The following is a 15860-nucleotide window of genomic DNA, read 5'->3' on the forward strand; positions in this document are numbered from 1 at the left end:
CCGCGCCCCGGGCTCCCTGCCATCCGGGAAAACCCACTGGTGTGCCGCACCGGCCCCGGCGTACCCTCACCCCCGTACCGCACCGCGTGGCGGCCTCCAGCTCCCTCACCCTGCCCGGAGGTACGTCATGCCCGCGTCCGAGGTGCGCCCCTTCCGCCGAGCCGACCGCGACCAGCTCACCGACCTGGTCAACCTGCATGTGGCGGCCGTCGCCCCCGGCGTCTCCGTCTCCGTGAACACCGTCCTGTCCGACCTGGAGCGGCAGCCCGGCGAGTTCATCACCGACCCGTGGGTGGCCGAGCGGACGACGCTCGTCGCCGAGCGGCGCGAGCACGTCGTCGCCGCGGCCCACCTGCTGCGCTACCGCGCCGACGCCGAGGTCGGCGAGGCCTACCGGGACGCCGCCGAGATCAACTGGTTCGTCCACCGCCCCGCGGCCTCCCTCTGGCCGGACGCCGACCGGGCCGCGGACCGGCTGATGCGGGCCTGCCTGGCACAGCTCGCCCGCTGGAACCCCCGAGTCCGGTACGCCGACGGCTCGCTCCCCGCCCCGCTCGTCTACGGCCTGCCCCGCAACTGGCCCCACATCCGCGCCCTCTACGAACGTGCCGGGTTCCAGCACGTCGGCGACACCGAGGTCATCCTGATCGCCCGGGTGGCCGACCTGCCGGCGCTCGGGCCCCGGCCGGGTGTCACGGTGGAGCGCACGCTGGGGGAGTGCGGCACCCGCTTCACGGCCCGCTCCGACGGGAAGGCCCTCGGCTTCATCGAGATCGACACGGCCCTGGCCCGCCCCGAGCGCCACGCCCGCGCGGCGGGCCTCGCCGACATCGGCAACCTGCACGTCGACCCCGCGCGGCACGGCACCGGCCTGGAGCACTGGCTCCTCGCCCGGGCCGCGGACTGGCTCCGGCTGTGCGGCGTCGACCGGCTCGTCGCCCTCGAACGGGCCACCGACGCCACCGCACTCGACCTCCTGGCGGCGGCGGGCTTTCACGAGCTGACCCGTACCGACCGGGGCTGGGAGCACCGCCCGGGGCGACCTCAGATGCCCGGCCGGTAGCGCATCGGGTGCTCCGGCGGGACCTCCACCAGCACGATCGGCGTCCCGTCCGGATCCGCGATCCACATCTCGACCAGCCCCCACGGCTCCTTCACCGGAGGCCGCACGATCTCCACGCCCTTCTCCCGCAGCTCGTCCCGCGCCGCCGCGACGTCGTCCACCTGGAGCCACAGCCGTACGGCGGGCGCCGGGGGCGTCTCGGACCGGCCCGAGACCTCCAGGAAGCCACCGCCCATGAAGTAGACCGTGCCGCGCTCGGGCCCGGTACCGAACTCGCGGTAGACGGCGAGCCCGAGCTGTTCGCCGTAGAAAGCACGGGACTTATCCGGGTCGGTGGGGCGGATCAGGATCCGGCTGCTGAGTACCTGCACCATGCGGCGGAGCCTAGTGGCGGCGTTACGCTCAACCCTGCCCAGCCTCGCCGCGACAACGGAGACGTACGCCCATGGAGACCGCCGCCACCGCACTGACCTTCCGCGACGCCACCGACGCCGATGTGGACGAGCTCGTCGCGCTGATCGAGTCGGCGTACCGGGGCGACGCCAGCCGGGCCGGGTGGACGACCGAGGCGGACATTCTCCAGGGGCAGCGGACCGACCCCGAGGGTGTGCTGGCCGTCATCAAGTCGCCCGACAGCCGGCTGGTGACGGTGGAGCGGGAGGGCCGGATCGTCGCCTGCTGCCAGCTCGAGCACCGCGGTGACCACGCCTACTTCGGGATGTTCGCGGTCAGCCCCCGGCTCCAGGGCGCGGGCCTCGGCAAGGTGATCATCGCGGAGGCGGAGCGGCAGGCCCGTGAGACGTGGGGCGTGACCGAGATGCACATGACGGTGATATCCGTGCGCGACGACCTCATCGCCTGGTACGAGCGGCGCGGCTACCGCCGTACGGGACGGATGACCCCGTTCCCGTACGGCGACGAGCGCTTCGGCATCCCGCAGCGCGACGACCTGGAGTTCGAGCTGCTGGTCAAGGAACTCGCCTAGGCGCTAGGCACTAGGCCGTGAAACGCCCGGTGCGCTTGATGTCCGGGTGGTCGGTGGTCGCGCCGTCCAGGCCGAAGGCCCGCACCAGACGCAGGTGGTCCTGCGTGTTCACCACCCAGCCGATGATCCTCAGGTCGGCCTTGCGCGCCTGCTCCACGATCTCCAGGGTGAGCCGGCGGATGTTCAGGCAGACGGTCGCGGCACCCACCTGCACCGCGCGCTCGACGATGTCCGTGCCGTAGCGGCTCGCGATCAGCGCGGTGCGCACGCCCGGCACCAGACGGGCGATCTCGGCGACCGCGTCGTCGTGGAACGAGGACACCTCCACCCGGCCCGCCAGTCCGCGCCGGTTCATCACCTCGGCCAGGGCCCGCGCCGCCTGCACATCCTTGATCTCCGCCTGGAGCGGCGCCTGGACGGCCTCCAGGACCTCCTCGAAGACCGGCACCCGCTCGCCCCGGCCCGCGTCCAGGGCCCGCAGCTCGGCGAGGGTCTTCTCGGCGATCGGCCCGGTGCCGTCGGTCGTCCGGTCCACGTCCGTGTCGTGCATGACGACGAGCGCGCCGTCCTTGCTCAGATGCAGATCGAGTTCGATGGCGTCGAGGCCGGCCTCCTGCGCGGCGACGAAGGACCGGAGGGTGTTCTCGGGTTCCACACCCATGACTCCGCGGTGACCGATGGTGAGGAAGTTCAAGACGCGACTCTCTTCCGTCGACAGGCGGCACTGGGGGCCTGACGGCCCATCTGACGGTATCGCCTGGACCCACCCCGTGCAGAGGGTGAGGGCATGGTCGGCGCGCGCCCGGGCACAAGCGTGACCGGCAGGAAAAAGTGCGGTGAAGGGCGGGGTCGGGCAGGATAATTTCCCGAGGTGGCCCTTGCTGGGAGGAACCTCGTGTGTATACGGTCGGGGTACGCGAGATTCTCCCGTGGAAGGTGTGACATGACGGAAATTCTTGTGCGGACGGGTTCGGAGGAGCGGCTTCCTCCCGTGGCCAGGGTGGTGGAGCACCCGGCATGGCCCGTGCTCAAGGATGCCGTGGAGCGGATCCGGCCATGGCAGTCCAAGGACGGGTCGATCGACTTCGACGCCGAGGGCGCGCCCGACCCCGCCGACGCCGAGCTGGCCGTCCGCCGGGTCACCGACGCGGTGCTGGAGCTCTCCCCGCTGCTGCCGCACGACAGCGCGTACCACGAGGCCCTGGTCAAGGACCTCGGCCGGTGGGCCGACGACGGCTTCCGCGTGCCCGACTTCCTCGACTCGCTGCTGGCCTTCCAGCCCGCCGCGAACCGCGCGGACGGCCTCCAGCACCTGGTCGTCTTCCCGATGTACACGCAGAACGGCAACCCGGACCGCAACCTCGAGGCGGTCGTGCTGCGCATGGTCTGGCCCGACTGGCTGGCCGAGCTGGAGCGCACCCGCTACGACAACCCGCTCTTCTGCGGCATCAAGTTCGAGGACTTCACGTCCGGCTACGACACCAACTCCGCCGTCCTCTTCCCCGAGACGATCGCCGTGCGCGAGGCCCCCGAGCGGTTCACCTGGGGCGGCATCTTCTGCGACCGCGAGGCCGCCCGCTTCCGCCGGGTGACCGACGCCGCCGTCGACATCCTCGGCCTGGAGCTGCCCGAGGACGTCGCCGCGATGGTCCACGACCAGAAGCGCTGCGAGGAGGCGTTCGTGCTGTGGGACATGGTCCACGACCGCACCCACAGCCACGGCGACCTGCCGTTCGACCCGTTCATGATCAAGCAGCGCCAGCCGTTCTGGATGTACGGCCTGGAGGAGCTGCGCTGCGACCTCACCGCCTTCAAGGAGGCCGTGAAGCTGGCGGCCGAGGGCGTCCCGCAGGCCCGTGACGTCCAGGTCGCGGTGCTCTTCGACCGCATGTTCCGCTTCCCCGTCACCGGCGAGCGGGTCCGCAACTACGACGGCCTGGGCGGCCAGCTCCTCTTCGCCTACCTGCACAAGCACGACGTCGTGCGCTGGACCGACAACAAGCTCTCCATCGACTGGGAGCGCGCCCCGCAGGTCACCAACCAGCTGTGCGGCGAGATCGAGCAGCTCTACCGCGACGGCATCGACCGCCCCAAGCTCGTCCACTGGTTCGCCGGGTACGAGCTGGTCGCCACCTACCTCTCCCCGCACCCGGGATCGAAGTGGGCCAAGGGCCCGGACGCCCTGGACCTGACGCAGCCGCCGCGGAAACTCGTCGATGACGTGCTTCCGGACGAGTTTCCGCTGAGCATGTTCTATGAGGCACTGTCCAAGAAGCTGAAGAACGTGATCGCCTCCACCAAGGGCATCACGGCGGACGGCGCCGAGCGGATCGCCGCGTGAGCGATCGGCGTACCGAGAACACTGCACAGGAGGCGAAGATCATGGCGGGGAACGGGGCGCTCAGCGGTGCGGTGATCGCGGTGGCCGGAGCGGGTGGACCCGCGGGCCGGGCGGCACTGCTCAGGCTGGCCGAGGCGGGAGCGACCGTCATCGGCTCGGACAACGACCCGGAGCGGCTGGCCGAGGCCGTGGACGCGGCGAGCTACGCGACCGGCGGCGCCACCGTCACCGGCGACACGGTCGACCTGCTCGACCTGCGGGCCACCCGTGACTGGGCCACCCGCATCGAGAAGGACTTCGGCCGCGTCGACGGCCTGGTCCACCTGGTCGGCGGCTGGCGCGGCAGCGAGACCTTCACCCGGACCAGCCTCGACGACTGGGACTTCCTGGAGATGCTGCTGGTGCGCACCGTGCAGCACACCTCCCTCGCCTTCCACGAGGCGCTCCAGCGCAGCGACCGCGGCCGGTACGTGCTGATCAGCGCCGCGGGCGCCAGCAAGCCCACCGCGGGCAACGCCGCGTACGCCGCCGCCAAGGCCGCCGCCGAGGCGTGGACCCTCGCCATGGCCGACTACTTCCGCAAGGCCGGGGGCCCCGAGGGCCCGACGTCGGCGGCTGCGATCCTTGTGGTGAAGGCACTGGTGCACGACGCGATGCGCGCCGAGCGACCCAACGCGAAGTTCGCGGGCTTCACCGACGTCAAGGACCTGGCCGAGGCCATCACCGGGGTCTGGGAGAAGCCCGCCGCCGAAGTGAACGGAAACCGTCTGTGGCTCACCGAGAAGCCGTGAACCCGCCGAAGACCGACGCCCGTCGCCACCACGACCCCGAGGTCCGCGGTTTCGCCAGCGACAACTACGCCGGCGCCCACCCGGAGGTGCTCGCCGCCCTGGCCCTGGCCAACGGCGGGCATCAGGTCGCCTACGGCGAGGACGCGTACACCGAGAACCTCCAGAGTGTCGTCCGCAGCCACTTCGGGCCCACGGCCGAGGCGTTCCCAGTCTTCAACGGCACCGGCGCCAACGTCGTCGCCCTCCAGGCGGTCACCGACCGCTGGGGCGCGGTGATCTGCGCGGAGAGCGCCCACATCCACGTCGACGAGTGCGGGGCGCCCGAGCGGGTGGGCGGACTGAAGCTGCTCACCGTCCCGACGCCGGACGGCAAGCTCACCCCCGAGCTGATCGACCGGCAGGCGTACGGCTGGGACGACGAGCACCGCGCGATGCCGCAGGTCGTCTCGATCACCCAGGCCACCGAACTGGGCACGGTCTACACGCCGGACGAGATACGCGCCCTGTGCGACCACGCCCACGCGCACGGCATGAAGGTCCACCTGGACGGCTCCCGGCTGGCCAACGCCGCCGCCACCCTGGACGTCCCGATGCGCACGCTCACCAACGCGGCCGGCGTCGACATCCTCTCCCTGGGCGGCACGAAGAACGGCGCCCTGTTCGGCGAGGGGGTCGTGGTCCTGAACCAGGACGCCGTCAGCCACATGAAGCACCTGCGCAAGCTGTCCATGCAGCTCGCCTCCAAGATGCGGTTCGTGTCGGTGCAGCTGGAGGCCCTGCTCGCCCGGGACCTGTGGCTGCGCAACGCCCGGCACGCCAACGAGATGGCCCAGCGCCTCGCCGAGGGCGTACGGGCGGTGCACGGTGTGGAGATCCTCCACCCGGTGCAGGCCAACGCGGTCTTCGCCCGCCTGCCGCACGACGTGACCGAGCGCCTCCAGAAGCGGTTCCGCTTCTACTTCTGGGACGAGGCCGCGGGCGACGTCCGCTGGATGTGCGCCTTCGACACGACCGAGGAGGACGTGGACGCGTTCGTGGCGGCACTGAAGGAGGAGATGGCCCGCTGAGGGCCATCCCCCCGCCGGGGTGCTGTCAGTTGACGACGATCCGCGCGCTGTTGTTGCGCAGGTTCGGGTCGAACTCCCGGATGCTCAGCTCGGGATCGTCGTTGACGGTGGCCACGGTGGCCTGCGCCCCGCGCACCAGCCGGTCGATCCGCAGGGGGATGTCGAAGGTGTACGACGCCTTGTCGTGCAGGTAGATCGGCGTCTTGCAGTAGTACGTCGCGGGGGAGGCGCCGTCGGCCGACGCCCAGCAGTCCTCCTCCGGCGGGAGCATGACCGTGGTGCCCTCCGGCGCCTGGAACCGCACCGTCGCCACGGCCGCTCCCGCGCCCAGCGACGCCACCCAGGCCGGGCCGCGGTTGTGGACGGTGACCTGGGCCGTCACGGTGTCGCCCGCGGCCCCGCCCACCTTGCTGCCGGTGAGCTTCAGGTCGGCGGTGTTCCGGGCCTCGAGGATGACGCTCCCGTAGTTGTCCTGCGGATCGATGTCGGGATCGGCGGCCGCGGCCCGGGCGGCCAGGGGGCGCAGGTTCAGTTCCGAGCCCGTTCCCCCGGTCCACGTCCACTCGCCGCGGGCCTCCTGGAGCGCCTCGTCCGAGTAGGGCTGGACGACGTGGTCGAACCGCTCGTACAGCGCGTTCCGCCCGACGCCGAGTCGCGTGACCAGCGCGTACCGCTGCCCCGGCGCCACCGCCTCGTCCAGCACGCACAGGGCGGAGGTGCCCCTGGCGTCCGCCCGGTACTCGCAGTTCGCGTGCCGCTCCTTGAAGCGCAGGCCGTACGAGGCGTCGAGGTGCAGCAGCGTGCGCTCGGCGGTGCGGTTGCCGCTGTTGGACAGCGTCGCCCGCAGGCTCGTCTCCGTGCCCGGCCTGAGGTCCCGCTGGTCGTCGACCTGGCCGATCCCGAGATCCGGCCCGTTGCCCACGCCGACCCGGGTCTCTCCGGCGTGGGACGTCAGGTCACCGGCGGCGGCCGAGTAGCGCACGTACCCCGAGTCGCCCGCGTCCGCCCCGGGCAGCGCGCGCAGCCCGAATGAGGCGGCCGGCACGCTCTCCGTTCCGTCGGGCATCTCCGGGAACGCGCAGACCGCCCTGACCTCCGACTCGGGCACGCAGTTCGCGGGCCAGGACACCCGCGCGAAGGCGGCGACCTCGCTCACGTCGACCGTCAACCGCCCCGCCGGCACCCTGCCGTCGGCGACATCGCGGCTGACCCGCACGTCCAGGGTGCGCTCACGCGCGCTGCCGTCCTCGTCCGCGCCGGGCAGCACCGTCTCGTACGGTGCGCTGATCCACAACTCGTTCTCCAGGGCGTACGCGGGCCCGGCCGCCGCTCCCGCCGCCGCGAGGGCGCAACCGGCGAGCGCCACGCCCAGCAGGCGCTGTAGGTGCTTCATGCCGTCTCCTTGTCGCTGATCTGCCGAGCCCAGACCCGTGGAGGGCGGCAAGGGTTGTGGCGGGTCGCGGGGTTGCGGCGGAGTTCAGCCGTTCTTCGCGCGATGCATACATATGCGAGCGAGGGAAAAGTCATTGACCGGGGAGTGGATCTCTCCCTATGCTCGGGCCGCATGCAGCTGATCCAGGAAACCCTCGACCTGTCCGCCTGCTTGGCCGCCGACGAGGCGATAGACCATCACCACCCGCTGGTGCGCGAGACGGCCGCGAAGCTCGCCGACGGTGTGGCGAACTCGTATGAGTATGCGCGGGCGGCGTTCGAATTCGTGCGCGACACCATCCCGCACTCGCAGGACTCCGGCGACCTCCGGGTCACCTGGCGCGCCTCCGATGTCCTGGAACAGCGCACCGGCATCTGCTACGCCAAGGCCCACGCGCTCGCCGCGCTGCTGCGGGCGGAGGACATCCCGACCGCGCTCTGCTATCAGAAGTTCGACGAGGTGCACGGCCTGGTCGCCGTGCGGTTCAACGGCGCCTGGCACCGGCAGGACCCTCGGGGCAACAAGCCGGGTGTGGACGCGCAGTTCTCCCTGGACGGGGAACAGCTCGCCTTCACGCCCGACCCAGCGTCCAATGAACTGGACTATCCAGTCCTGTATGCTGCACCACACCCGGTCGTGCTCGACACCCTCAAAGCGGCTCGCGACCGGCCCCACCTGTGGCAGACGCTCCCCACCGCACTCTGAGGCAAGCCCACCATGACTCTCACGCTGACCGTGTCCGACGACGTACGCGCCCTCGCGCCCGGCTTCACACACGTCGCGATCGAGGCGCACGGCCTGGTCAACGGACCGAGCACCGACGCCGGTTCGGCACTCCTGGGCGACGCGGCCCGCCGGCTCGCGGCCCGGCTGGACGGCCGCGCCCCGCACGAGGACCCGCACATGGCCGCCTGGCGCGAGGCCTACACCGCCTTCGGCGCCAAGCCGTCCCGTACGCGCAACTCCGCGGAGGCACTGGCCAAGAGGGCCCTCTCGGAAGCGGGCCTGCCCCGCATCAACCTGCTCGTCGACCTCTACAACGCCGTCAGCGTCGCCCATCTGATCCCCGTCGGGGGCGAGGACATCGACCGCATCCAGGGCGGCATGCGCCTGGTCGGGCATCTTCCTGCTGGAGAGCATGGCCCCGATGCCGGTCGCCGAGGTGGTGGAGGCAGCCGCCGAACTCGCCGAACTGCTGGAGAAGTTCAACCCGGGAGCGGACATCGACGTACGCGCTCCCGAGTCCTCCGCCTGAGCCCGGGCCCCGGGCGTCAGCGCGCCTCGGCCTGCCGCACCTGCTCCGGCGTCGGCGCCGTGCCGCCGAGGTGGGCCGGCATCCACCAGGTGTCCTCCGGGCCCTTCGGGCGCACCGGGTAGGCGCGCTGGGCGGCCTCCAGGAGCTCCTGGACGCGCTCGCGCAGCTGGCGCGTGATCGCACCCGCGTACTTGTCGCGGGAGGCCTCGATCGCCTCGCCGACCCGGATCGTGACGGGGATGTGGCTGCGCTTGAAGTTGCGCGGGTGGCCCTTGGTCCACAGCCGCTGGGTGCCCCACACCGCCATCGGGATCAGCGGGACGCCGGCGTCCTGGGCCAGGCGCGCGGCGCCCGACTTGAAGCTCTTCAGCGTGAACGACGGCGAGATGGTCGCCTCCGGGAAGACGCCGACGATCTCGCCCGACCGCAGCGAGTCCAGGGCGTGCGCGTACGCCGCCTCGCCCTGCTTGCGGTCCACGGGGATGTGCTTCATGCCGCGCATCAGCGGACCCGAGATCCGGTGGCGGAAGACGGACTCCTTCGCCATGAAGCGCACGAGACGTTTCTGCGGCAGTGCCGCCAGGCCGTTGAAGACGAAGTCCAGATAGCTGATGTGGTTGCTCACCAGCACGGCGCCGCCCGAGCGCGGGATGTTCTCCGAACCCTGGCAGTCGATCTTGAGGTCCCACACCTTGAACAGCGTGCGGGCGAAACCGACGACGGGACGGTAGACGAGCTCTGCCATGGGCGGTTCGGACCCTTCCTGCTCGGCCTGGGAAGGGATTCCCAGCGGACAAGTTACGCAGCCGTAGGTTTACGGCTTGTCGCAGATCGTGCCCCAAGAACGGCCGGGTAGCCAGTCCTCGTGCCCGTGGTGGGAGAGATTCTCGTCACGTCGCCGCCGGATCCACCTCGTGCTTTTACGCCCGCATTACTCCGCGCGGACGGTCATCCGCCGCACGAGCAGGTACAACTCGCAGCCCAGGCAGTACCCGAACGCGGCGTTCAGGAAGGCGGCGGCGAGCGCGGCGCCGGTCGCCGCGAGGCCCAGCCAGCCGGGGCCCAGGGTGTAGCCGACGAGCCCCAGGCCGGCGAAGAGCAGCCCCACCGCCTGGGCGAAGCGCGGCGGTTCGGGCGCCTCGAACTCGGTCGGCGGCCCGAGCCGCGGCCGGACGGCCTTGCGGAACAGCCGGCCGTACGGCGACCGGCTCACCCCGCCGGCCGCGCCCAGCAGGAACGCCAGCACCTGCCAGGCCAGCAGCCACGCGCTCCCCGTGACCAGAACGACCGCCAGGACGGCGGTCGTCACGGCCGCGCCGAAGCGCGGTCCTCGTGCGTCGATGTCCATGGGAGCCAAGCATTCCGCAACGCGGCTCCGCAGGGAGGGCGGGAATCTTTGCGGTCTCGTGAACGCTTGCAGGAGGTGATGACCGGACTGGTGGTGTGCGTACTGGTGCTCGCGGCGGCGAGCGCCTACGGAGTGCTGCGACGGCGGCGGAGCGGGAGAGTGCGGGTGCGCGGGCGGGACGACGGCAAGCGGCTCGATGCGGCGGAGCTGGGCGCGGAACTCGGGGAGCGGGCCACGCTCGTGCAGTTCTCCAGCGCCTTCTGCGCGCCCTGCCGGGCGACCCGGCGGGTCCTCGGCGAGGTCGCGGGACTGGTCCCGGGCGTGACCCACGTCGAGATCGACGCCGAGGCCCACCTGGACCTGGTCCGCCGGCTGGACATCCTCAAGACCCCGACCGTGCTGGTCCTCGACGCCGACGGCCGGGTGGTGCGACGGGCCACCGGCCAGCCGCGCAAGGCCGACGTGATCGCCGCGCTGGGGGAAGCGGTGTGAGGGTCCTGCGGGGTGCGGCGCAAGAGGCGGGGCACCGCCAGTGAGCCATCTCCCACATCACGGAACGAACTTGACTGTGCCTACCATTTATCGTCAGCCTGACCCCATGCCTGCGGACCTCCTCGCCACGACCGACCTCCTGCGCTCGGTCTTCCGGCGGCACGCGGCGGGAGTCGCCGTCATCACCGCCCGTGGCGACACCGGTCCGGTGGGCTTCACCGCCACCTCCCTCACCTCCGTCTCCGCCGAGCCGCCCCTGCTCTCCTTCGGCACCGGCACCGGCGCCTCCAGCTGGCCCGCGCTCGCGTCGGCCGGCCATGTCGGCGTCCACGTCCTCGGCGAGCACCAGCAGGAGCTGGCCGCCACCTTCGCCCGCAGCGGGGCCGACCGCTTCGCGGCGCCCACCGTCTGGCGCGAGGGGCCCGAGGGCGTCCCCGTGCTCGACGGTGTGCTCGCCTGGCTGGTGGGCCGGGTCGTCGCGCGCGTGCCCGCCGGAGACCACCGGATCGTGATCGCCGAGGTCGTGCACGGCGACCCCACGGGCACCGGCCGCCCGCTCCTCTACCACCAGGGGCGTTTCCAGCGTCTGCGCGACTGAGCCGCGTGTCCCCCTGGGCTGCGTGACCGTCGAGTTCCGGTTACGCTGCGTTGCGAAGGTCACAGTTCAAAGCGCTTGCTTAGCGGGAACGAACTGGGTGTACTGACGAGTAATATTTCGCTCGGAGCGTGGGTTGCCCCGACCGGGATCGGCCGCTTGTGGCGCCTATGCTGCCTGCAAGAGGCAGCCGAGAAATGACGATGCAGTAGGAGAGCCGGCGTGAGCTTGAGGATCGTTGTCACTGTGAAGTACGTGCCCGACGCCACTGGCGACCGGCACTTCGCCGATGACCTGACCGTCGACCGGGACGACGTGGACGGTCTGCTCTCCGAGCTCGACGAGTACGCGGTCGAGCAGGCGCTGCAGATCTCCGAGAACTCCGACGACGACGTGGAGATCACCGTCCTCACGGTGGGCCCCGAGGACGCCAAGGACGCCCTGCGCAAGGCGCTGTCCATGGGCGCCGACAAGGCCATCCACGTCGAGGACGACGACATCCACGGCACCGACGCCATCGGCACCTCCCTGATCCTGGCCAAGGCGATCGAGAAGGCCGGCTACGACCTGGTCATCTCCGGCATGGCCTCCACCGACGGCACCATGGGCGTCGTGCCCGCGCTGCTCGCCGAGCGCCTGGGCGTCCCGCAGGTCACCCTGCTCTCCGAGGTCTCCGTCGAGGACGGCACGGTCAAGGGCCGGCGCGACGGCGACGCCGCTTCCGAGAACCTGGAGGCGTCCCTGCCGGCGGTCGTGTCGGTGACCGACCAGTCGGGCGAGGCGCGCTACCCCTCCTTCAAGGGCATCATGGCGGCCAAGAAGAAGCCGGTGGAGTCCTGGGACCTGTCGGACCTGGACATCGAGGCCGAGGAGGTCGGCCTGGAGGGCGCCTACACCACGGTCGACTCCGCGGCCGAGCGCCCGGCCCGTACCGCGGGCACGATCGTCAAGGACGAGGGCGAGGGCGGCAAGCAGCTCGCTGAGTTCCTCGCGGGCCAGAAGTTCATCTGAGCCCGGCATTCGCTGACCGCCCCTCATCTTTCGCAAGCAGGAGAGAAGAAGTCCCATGGCTGAAGTTCTCGTCTACGTCGACCACGTGGACGGTGCCGTCCGCAAGCCCACCCTGGAGCTGCTGACCCTCGCCCGCCGCATCGGCGAGCCGGTCGCCGTCGCGCTGGGCAACGGCGCCGCCGACACCGCCGCCACGCTCGCCGAGCACGGCGCGGTCAAGGTCCTCACCCACGAGGCCGCCGAGTACGCCGACTACCTGGTCGTACCGAAGGTGGACGCCCTCCAGGCCGCCCACGAGGCCGTCTCCCCGGCCGCCGTGCTGGTGCCGTCCTCCGCCGAGGGCAAGGAGATCGCCGCGCGTCTGGCGCTGCGCCTGGGCTCGGGCATCATCACCGACGCCGTCGACCTGGAGGCCGGTGACGAGGGCCCGGTGGCCACGCAGTCGGTGTTCGCCGCCTCCTTCACCACCAAGTCCCGTGTCTCCAAGGGCACCCCGGTCATCACGGTCAAGCCCAACAGCGCCGCCGTCGAGGCCGCCCCGGCCGCCGGTGCCGTCGAGGCCCTGAACGTGTCCTTCTCCGCGCAGGCCACCGGCACCAAGGTCACCGGCCGCACGCCGCGTGAGTCGACGGGCCGCCCGGAGCTGACCGAGGCCGCGATCGTGGTCTCCGGCGGCCGTGGCGTCAACGGCGCGGAGAACTTCGCGATCATCGAGGCGCTCGCCGACTCCCTCGGTGCCGCCGTGGGTGCCTCGCGCGCCGCCGTGGACGCGGGCTGGTACCCGCACACCAACCAGGTCGGCCAGACCGGCAAGTCGGTCTCGCCGCAGCTGTACATCGCCTCCGGCATCTCCGGCGCGATCCAGCACCGCGCCGGTATGCAGACCTCGAAGACGATCGTGGCGATCAACAAGGACGCCGAGGCCCCGATCTTCGACCTCGTCGACTACGGCGTCGTCGGCGACCTCTTCGACGTCGTCCCGCAGCTCACCGAGGAGATCAAGGCCCGCAAGGGCTGATCGCCTCCCGGCCGCGGCAGGCCCCCGTGACCACGCCGGTCACGGGGGCCTCGTCGTCATCCGAGGTCCAGTGACGCCTGCACCGGAAGGTGGTCGCTCGGGAACTGCCCGTTCTGCGCGAACGTGTTGATCGCCGCGCGGTGCACGGTGACGCCCGGCGTGGCCAGGATCCAGTCGATGCGAGGTCCGCCGGGCACCAGCGGCTTGTACCCGTGGAACGTCCCGTAGAGCTCGCCGCGCTCGGCCGCCGCGTCCCAGGTGTCGACGAGACCGGCGCCCAGCATCGTGTCGTAGACCGGGTTCCCGTGGGCCGGGACGTTGAAGTCGCCCGTCACGATCACGGGCAGGGAGCGGTCGAGCCCGGAGATCCGCTCCGCCGTGAGGGACGCGGCACGCGCGCGTGCGTACTGGCTCGCGTTGTCCAGGTGGGTGTTCAGCACGTAGAACTCCCGCCCGCCGCCCCGCAGATCGCGGAAGCGCACCCAGGTGACCATGCGGATCGAGGCGTTCCCCCAGGTGTTGGAGGCGATCACGTTCGGGGTGTCGGAGAGCCAGAAATGGTCGTACTCGACCGGGGCGAGCCGGCGGGTGTCGTAGAAGATCGCCATGAACTCGTCGCGGCTGCCGCCGGCGCGTCCGGTGCCGATCCAGTCGTAGTGCGCTCCGAGGCCGGCCTCGATGTCCTGTAACTGCTGGTAGAGGCCCTCCTGGGTGCCGAGGACATGGGGGCGCTCGCGGTGCAGCAGGGCGCGCATGACCGGTCTGCGGACGGCCCAGCTGTTGGGCGCGGTCGTACTGGCGAAGCGGAGGTTGAACGACATGACCTCCAGGCGGCCGTCCTCGCGCTCCTCGGCCGAGGCGGACACGGGGGAAGCTGCTGTACTGGAGAGCGGCAGGGCGACCGCGGCGGCCAGCGCGGTTTTCAGGCCCAGACGGCGCGTGACGCGGAAGTGCGGCACAGGGGCTCCTTCTGTGGGTGCTTCCGGTGGTGTGCGTGCTTCCTGGGGAAACGGTGCCAGATGGATGTGAACATGCCGAGATGGCGGAGTGGATCGGGACGTAAGACGGTGTTGACCAGCGGGAAGGTCGGCCGATAACTTCGCTCTACGGATTGTTGATTCCGTACAGCGGAAAACAGGAGGATGTCGGAATGGGTCAGGGCCAGCAGGAGAAGGTGGCGACGAGCCTCGCGGGCGCCGTCAGCGAGGAGATCAGCGCCTCTCTCGCGCCGGTCGACGCCGAGCTGGCGCGCCACTATCCCGGAGACCCCGGCACCCGCCAGCCCGTCCACACCGTCTACGTCCCCGGCGACGTCTTCGCCGCCGACACCATCCGCTCCTGGGGCGACCGCGCCCTGGCCGCCCTCGACGAACACGCCCCGGACGCCGCGTCCTTCGCCGCGGTCCTCGGGCTCTCGGACGAACTCGCCGAGCCCGTCCACGCGCGTGTGCGCGCCAAGCTGGAGCGCGAGCCCGTCGAGGACCTCCGCGTCGACTTCGAGGACGGCTACGGCAACCGCCCCGACGCCGAGGAGGACGAGACCGCCGCCCGCGCCGCCCGCCTCGTCGCCGAGGGGTATGCCGACGGCACCGCCGCCCCCTACATGGGCATCCGCATGAAGTGCATGGAAGCGCCCGTCCGCGCCCGGGGCATCCGCACCCTCGACATCTTCCTCACCGGCCTGATGGAGGCCGGCGGCCTGCCCGACGGGCTGGTGCTGACGCTGCCGAAGGTTACGTACCCGGAGCAGGTCACCGCCATGGTGCGGCTCCTGGAGGCCTTCGAGAAGGCGCACGGGCTGGAGCCCGGCCGGATCGGCTTCGAGATCCAGATCGAGACCAGCCAGGCGATCCTCGCCGCCGACGGCACCGCCACCGTCGCCCGCATGATCCAGGCTGCCGAGGGCCGCGCCACCGGCCTGCACTACGGCACCTTCGACTACAGCGCCTGCCTCGGCGTCTCCGCCGCCCACCAGGCCAGCGACCACCCCGCAGCCGACCATGCCAAGGCCGTCATGCAGGTCGCCGCGGCCGGCACCGGCGTCCGGGTCTCCGACGGCTCCACCAACGTCCTGCCCGTGGGCCCCACCGAGAAGGTGCACGCCGCCTGGCGCCTGCACTACGGCCTCACGCGCCGCGCCCTGGCCCGCGCCTACTACCAGGGCTGGGACATGCACCCCGGCCACATCCCCACCCGGTACGCGGCCGTCTTCGCCTTCTACCGCGAGGGCTTCGAGCAGGCCGCCGGCCGCCTCGCCCGCTACGCCAACCGCACCGGCGGCGACGTCATGGACGAGCCCGCCACCGCCAAGGCCCTCAGCGGCTACCTGCTGCGCGGCCTGGACTGCGGCGCCCTGGACATCGGGGAGGTCGCCCGCCTGACCGGCCTGACCCGGGCCGATCTGGAGAGCTTCGCGGCGCCCCGGCGGGGGAACCTGACGGCGTCCGCCTGAGGCGCCGCCG

General features: G+C 71.4%; 17 protein-coding genes and 1 pseudogene. 12 read left to right on the forward strand and 6 right to left on the reverse strand.

What is annotated here, in order from left to right; translation table 11 throughout:
- Nucleotides 1-127 precede the first annotated feature (127 nt).
- The gene (locus IE255_RS17070; protein ID WP_190051115.1) at nt 128-1063 is read left to right on the forward strand and encodes a GNAT family N-acetyltransferase; all 936 of its coding nucleotides are present in this window, start codon (nt 128-130) and stop codon (nt 1061-1063) included.
- Here the strand turns inward: IE255_RS17070 and IE255_RS17075 are convergent.
- Entirely contained in the window at nt 1045-1437 is a 393-nt protein-coding gene (locus tag IE255_RS17075) for a VOC family protein (protein ID WP_190051116.1), read from the reverse strand. The genes IE255_RS17070 and IE255_RS17075 overlap by 19 nt on opposite strands.
- Before the next feature lie 71 nt (nt 1438-1508).
- Between IE255_RS17075 and IE255_RS17080 the strand changes: the two genes are divergently transcribed.
- The gene (locus IE255_RS17080; RefSeq protein ID WP_190051117.1) at nt 1509-2048 is read left to right on the forward strand and encodes a GNAT family N-acetyltransferase; all 540 of its coding nucleotides are present in this window, start codon (nt 1509-1511) and stop codon (nt 2046-2048) included.
- A 10-nt stretch (nt 2049-2058) separates the two neighbouring features.
- Here the strand turns inward: IE255_RS17080 and IE255_RS17085 are convergent, their stop codons facing one another.
- On the reverse strand, nt 2059-2742 hold the full coding sequence (locus IE255_RS17085) for a glycerophosphodiester phosphodiesterase (RefSeq protein WP_190051118.1): 684 nt from the start codon (nt 2740-2742) through the stop codon (nt 2059-2061).
- A gap of 249 nt (nt 2743-2991) precedes the next feature.
- Here IE255_RS17085 and IE255_RS17090 point away from each other — a divergent pair, with 249 nt between their 5' ends.
- Genes IE255_RS17090 through IE255_RS17100 form a run of 3 tightly spaced genes read left to right on the forward strand, consistent with a single transcriptional unit; the run spans nt 2992 to nt 6247 of the window.
- Nucleotides 2992-4389, forward strand: coding sequence for a DUF6421 family protein (locus IE255_RS17090; protein WP_190051119.1), 1398 nt, complete (start codon nt 2992-2994; stop codon nt 4387-4389).
- A 41-nt stretch (nt 4390-4430) separates the two neighbouring features.
- Nucleotides 4431-5180 (forward strand): SDR family NAD(P)-dependent oxidoreductase, encoded by a 750-nt coding sequence (locus tag IE255_RS17095; RefSeq protein ID WP_190051374.1) that lies wholly within the window; start codon nt 4431-4433, stop codon nt 5178-5180.
- Nucleotides 5177-6247, forward strand: a complete 1071-nt coding sequence (locus IE255_RS17100; RefSeq protein WP_190051120.1) for a threonine aldolase family protein — start codon at nt 5177-5179, stop codon at nt 6245-6247. Before IE255_RS17095 ends, IE255_RS17100 begins: the two co-directional genes overlap by 4 nt.
- Before the next feature lie 25 nt (nt 6248-6272).
- Here IE255_RS17100 and IE255_RS17105 read toward each other — a convergent pair whose 3' ends face one another.
- Nucleotides 6273-7640 carry a COG1361 family protein gene (locus tag IE255_RS17105; protein WP_190051121.1) on the reverse strand — a complete coding sequence of 456 codons (1368 nt, stop codon included), beginning with the start codon at nt 7638-7640 and terminating at the stop codon, nt 6273-6275.
- Nucleotides 7641-7811: 171 nt separating this feature from the next.
- Here IE255_RS17105 and IE255_RS17110 point away from each other — a divergent pair, with 171 nt between their 5' ends.
- Complete coding sequence (locus IE255_RS17110; RefSeq protein WP_190051122.1) at nt 7812-8384, forward strand: transglutaminase domain-containing protein; 573 nt, start codon at nt 7812-7814, stop codon at nt 8382-8384.
- A 12-nt stretch (nt 8385-8396) separates the two neighbouring features.
- A pseudogene (locus IE255_RS17115) lies at nt 8397-8934 on the forward strand (B3/B4 domain-containing protein).
- Between the two features lie 16 nt (nt 8935-8950).
- On the opposite strand, the gene IE255_RS17120 reads toward IE255_RS17115, so the two are convergent.
- A complete protein-coding gene (locus IE255_RS17120) occupies nt 8951-9679 on the reverse strand; it encodes a lysophospholipid acyltransferase family protein (RefSeq protein WP_190051123.1) in 729 nt (242 codons plus the stop codon).
- Between the two features lie 186 nt (nt 9680-9865).
- On the reverse strand, nt 9866-10282 hold the full coding sequence (locus IE255_RS17125) for a DUF4395 domain-containing protein (protein ID WP_190051124.1): 417 nt from the start codon (nt 10280-10282) through the stop codon (nt 9866-9868).
- 78 nt (nt 10283-10360) lie between these two features.
- Between IE255_RS17125 and IE255_RS17130 the strand changes: the two genes are divergently transcribed.
- From IE255_RS17130 to IE255_RS17145, 4 genes are all read left to right on the forward strand, one after another.
- Complete coding sequence (locus tag IE255_RS17130) at nt 10361-10774, forward strand: thioredoxin family protein (protein ID WP_190051125.1); 414 nt, start codon at nt 10361-10363, stop codon at nt 10772-10774.
- A 106-nt stretch (nt 10775-10880) separates the two neighbouring features.
- Entirely contained in the window at nt 10881-11372 is a 492-nt protein-coding gene (locus IE255_RS17135; protein WP_190051126.1) for a flavin reductase family protein, read from the forward strand.
- Nucleotides 11373-11591: 219 nt separating this feature from the next.
- Nucleotides 11592-12380 (forward strand): electron transfer flavoprotein subunit beta/FixA family protein, encoded by a 789-nt coding sequence (locus IE255_RS17140; RefSeq protein ID WP_190051127.1) that lies wholly within the window; start codon nt 11592-11594, stop codon nt 12378-12380.
- Nucleotides 12381-12435: 55 nt separating this feature from the next.
- Nucleotides 12436-13398: an electron transfer flavoprotein subunit alpha/FixB family protein gene (locus IE255_RS17145; RefSeq protein ID WP_190051128.1), complete on the forward strand. Its 963-nt coding sequence runs from the start codon at nt 12436-12438 to the stop codon at nt 13396-13398.
- A gap of 56 nt (nt 13399-13454) precedes the next feature.
- Here the strand turns inward: IE255_RS17145 and IE255_RS17150 are convergent, their stop codons facing one another.
- Nucleotides 13455-14357, reverse strand: coding sequence for an endonuclease/exonuclease/phosphatase family protein (locus IE255_RS17150; RefSeq protein WP_190051129.1), 903 nt, complete (start codon nt 14355-14357; stop codon nt 13455-13457).
- A gap of 191 nt (nt 14358-14548) precedes the next feature.
- On the opposite strand from IE255_RS17150, the gene IE255_RS17155 reads away from it, so the two are divergent.
- Nucleotides 14549-15850 carry a DUF6986 family protein gene (locus tag IE255_RS17155; RefSeq protein ID WP_190051130.1) on the forward strand — a complete coding sequence of 434 codons (1302 nt, stop codon included), beginning with the start codon at nt 14549-14551 and terminating at the stop codon, nt 15848-15850.
- The last annotated feature ends 10 nt before the right edge of the window (nt 15851-15860 follow it).

Origin of the sequence: Streptomyces lomondensis (genome assembly GCF_014651035.1) — a bacterium.
GTDB lineage: Bacteria > Actinomycetota > Actinomycetes > Streptomycetales > Streptomycetaceae > Streptomyces > Streptomyces lomondensis.

Excerpts from the sequence above, each read along its gene's own strand:
- IE255_RS17070 (WP_190051115.1), top strand. The coding sequence starts at position 128 with ATGCCCGCGTCCGAGGTGCGCCCCTTCCGCCGAGCCGACCGCGACCAG.
- IE255_RS17075 (WP_190051116.1), bottom strand. The coding sequence starts at position 1,437 with ATGGTGCAGGTACTCAGCAGCCGGATCCTGATCCGCCCCACCGACCCG.
- IE255_RS17080 (WP_190051117.1), top strand. The coding sequence starts at position 1,509 with ATGGAGACCGCCGCCACCGCACTGACCTTCCGCGACGCCACCGACGCC.
- IE255_RS17090 (WP_190051119.1), top strand. The coding sequence starts at position 2,992 with ATGACGGAAATTCTTGTGCGGACGGGTTCGGAGGAGCGGCTTCCTCCC.
- IE255_RS17095 (WP_190051374.1), top strand. The coding sequence starts at position 4,431 with ATGGCGGGGAACGGGGCGCTCAGCGGTGCGGTGATCGCGGTGGCCGGA.
- IE255_RS17105 (WP_190051121.1), bottom strand. The coding sequence starts at position 7,640 with ATGAAGCACCTACAGCGCCTGCTGGGCGTGGCGCTCGCCGGTTGCGCC.
- IE255_RS17110 (WP_190051122.1), top strand. The coding sequence starts at position 7,812 with ATGCAGCTGATCCAGGAAACCCTCGACCTGTCCGCCTGCTTGGCCGCC.
- IE255_RS17120 (WP_190051123.1), bottom strand. The coding sequence starts at position 9,679 with ATGGCAGAGCTCGTCTACCGTCCCGTCGTCGGTTTCGCCCGCACGCTG.
- IE255_RS17125 (WP_190051124.1), bottom strand. The coding sequence starts at position 10,282 with ATGGACATCGACGCACGAGGACCGCGCTTCGGCGCGGCCGTGACGACC.
- IE255_RS17130 (WP_190051125.1), top strand. The coding sequence starts at position 10,361 with ATGACCGGACTGGTGGTGTGCGTACTGGTGCTCGCGGCGGCGAGCGCC.
- IE255_RS17135 (WP_190051126.1), top strand. The coding sequence starts at position 10,881 with ATGCCTGCGGACCTCCTCGCCACGACCGACCTCCTGCGCTCGGTCTTC.
- IE255_RS17145 (WP_190051128.1), top strand. The coding sequence starts at position 12,436 with ATGGCTGAAGTTCTCGTCTACGTCGACCACGTGGACGGTGCCGTCCGC.
- IE255_RS17155 (WP_190051130.1), top strand. The coding sequence starts at position 14,549 with ATGGGTCAGGGCCAGCAGGAGAAGGTGGCGACGAGCCTCGCGGGCGCC.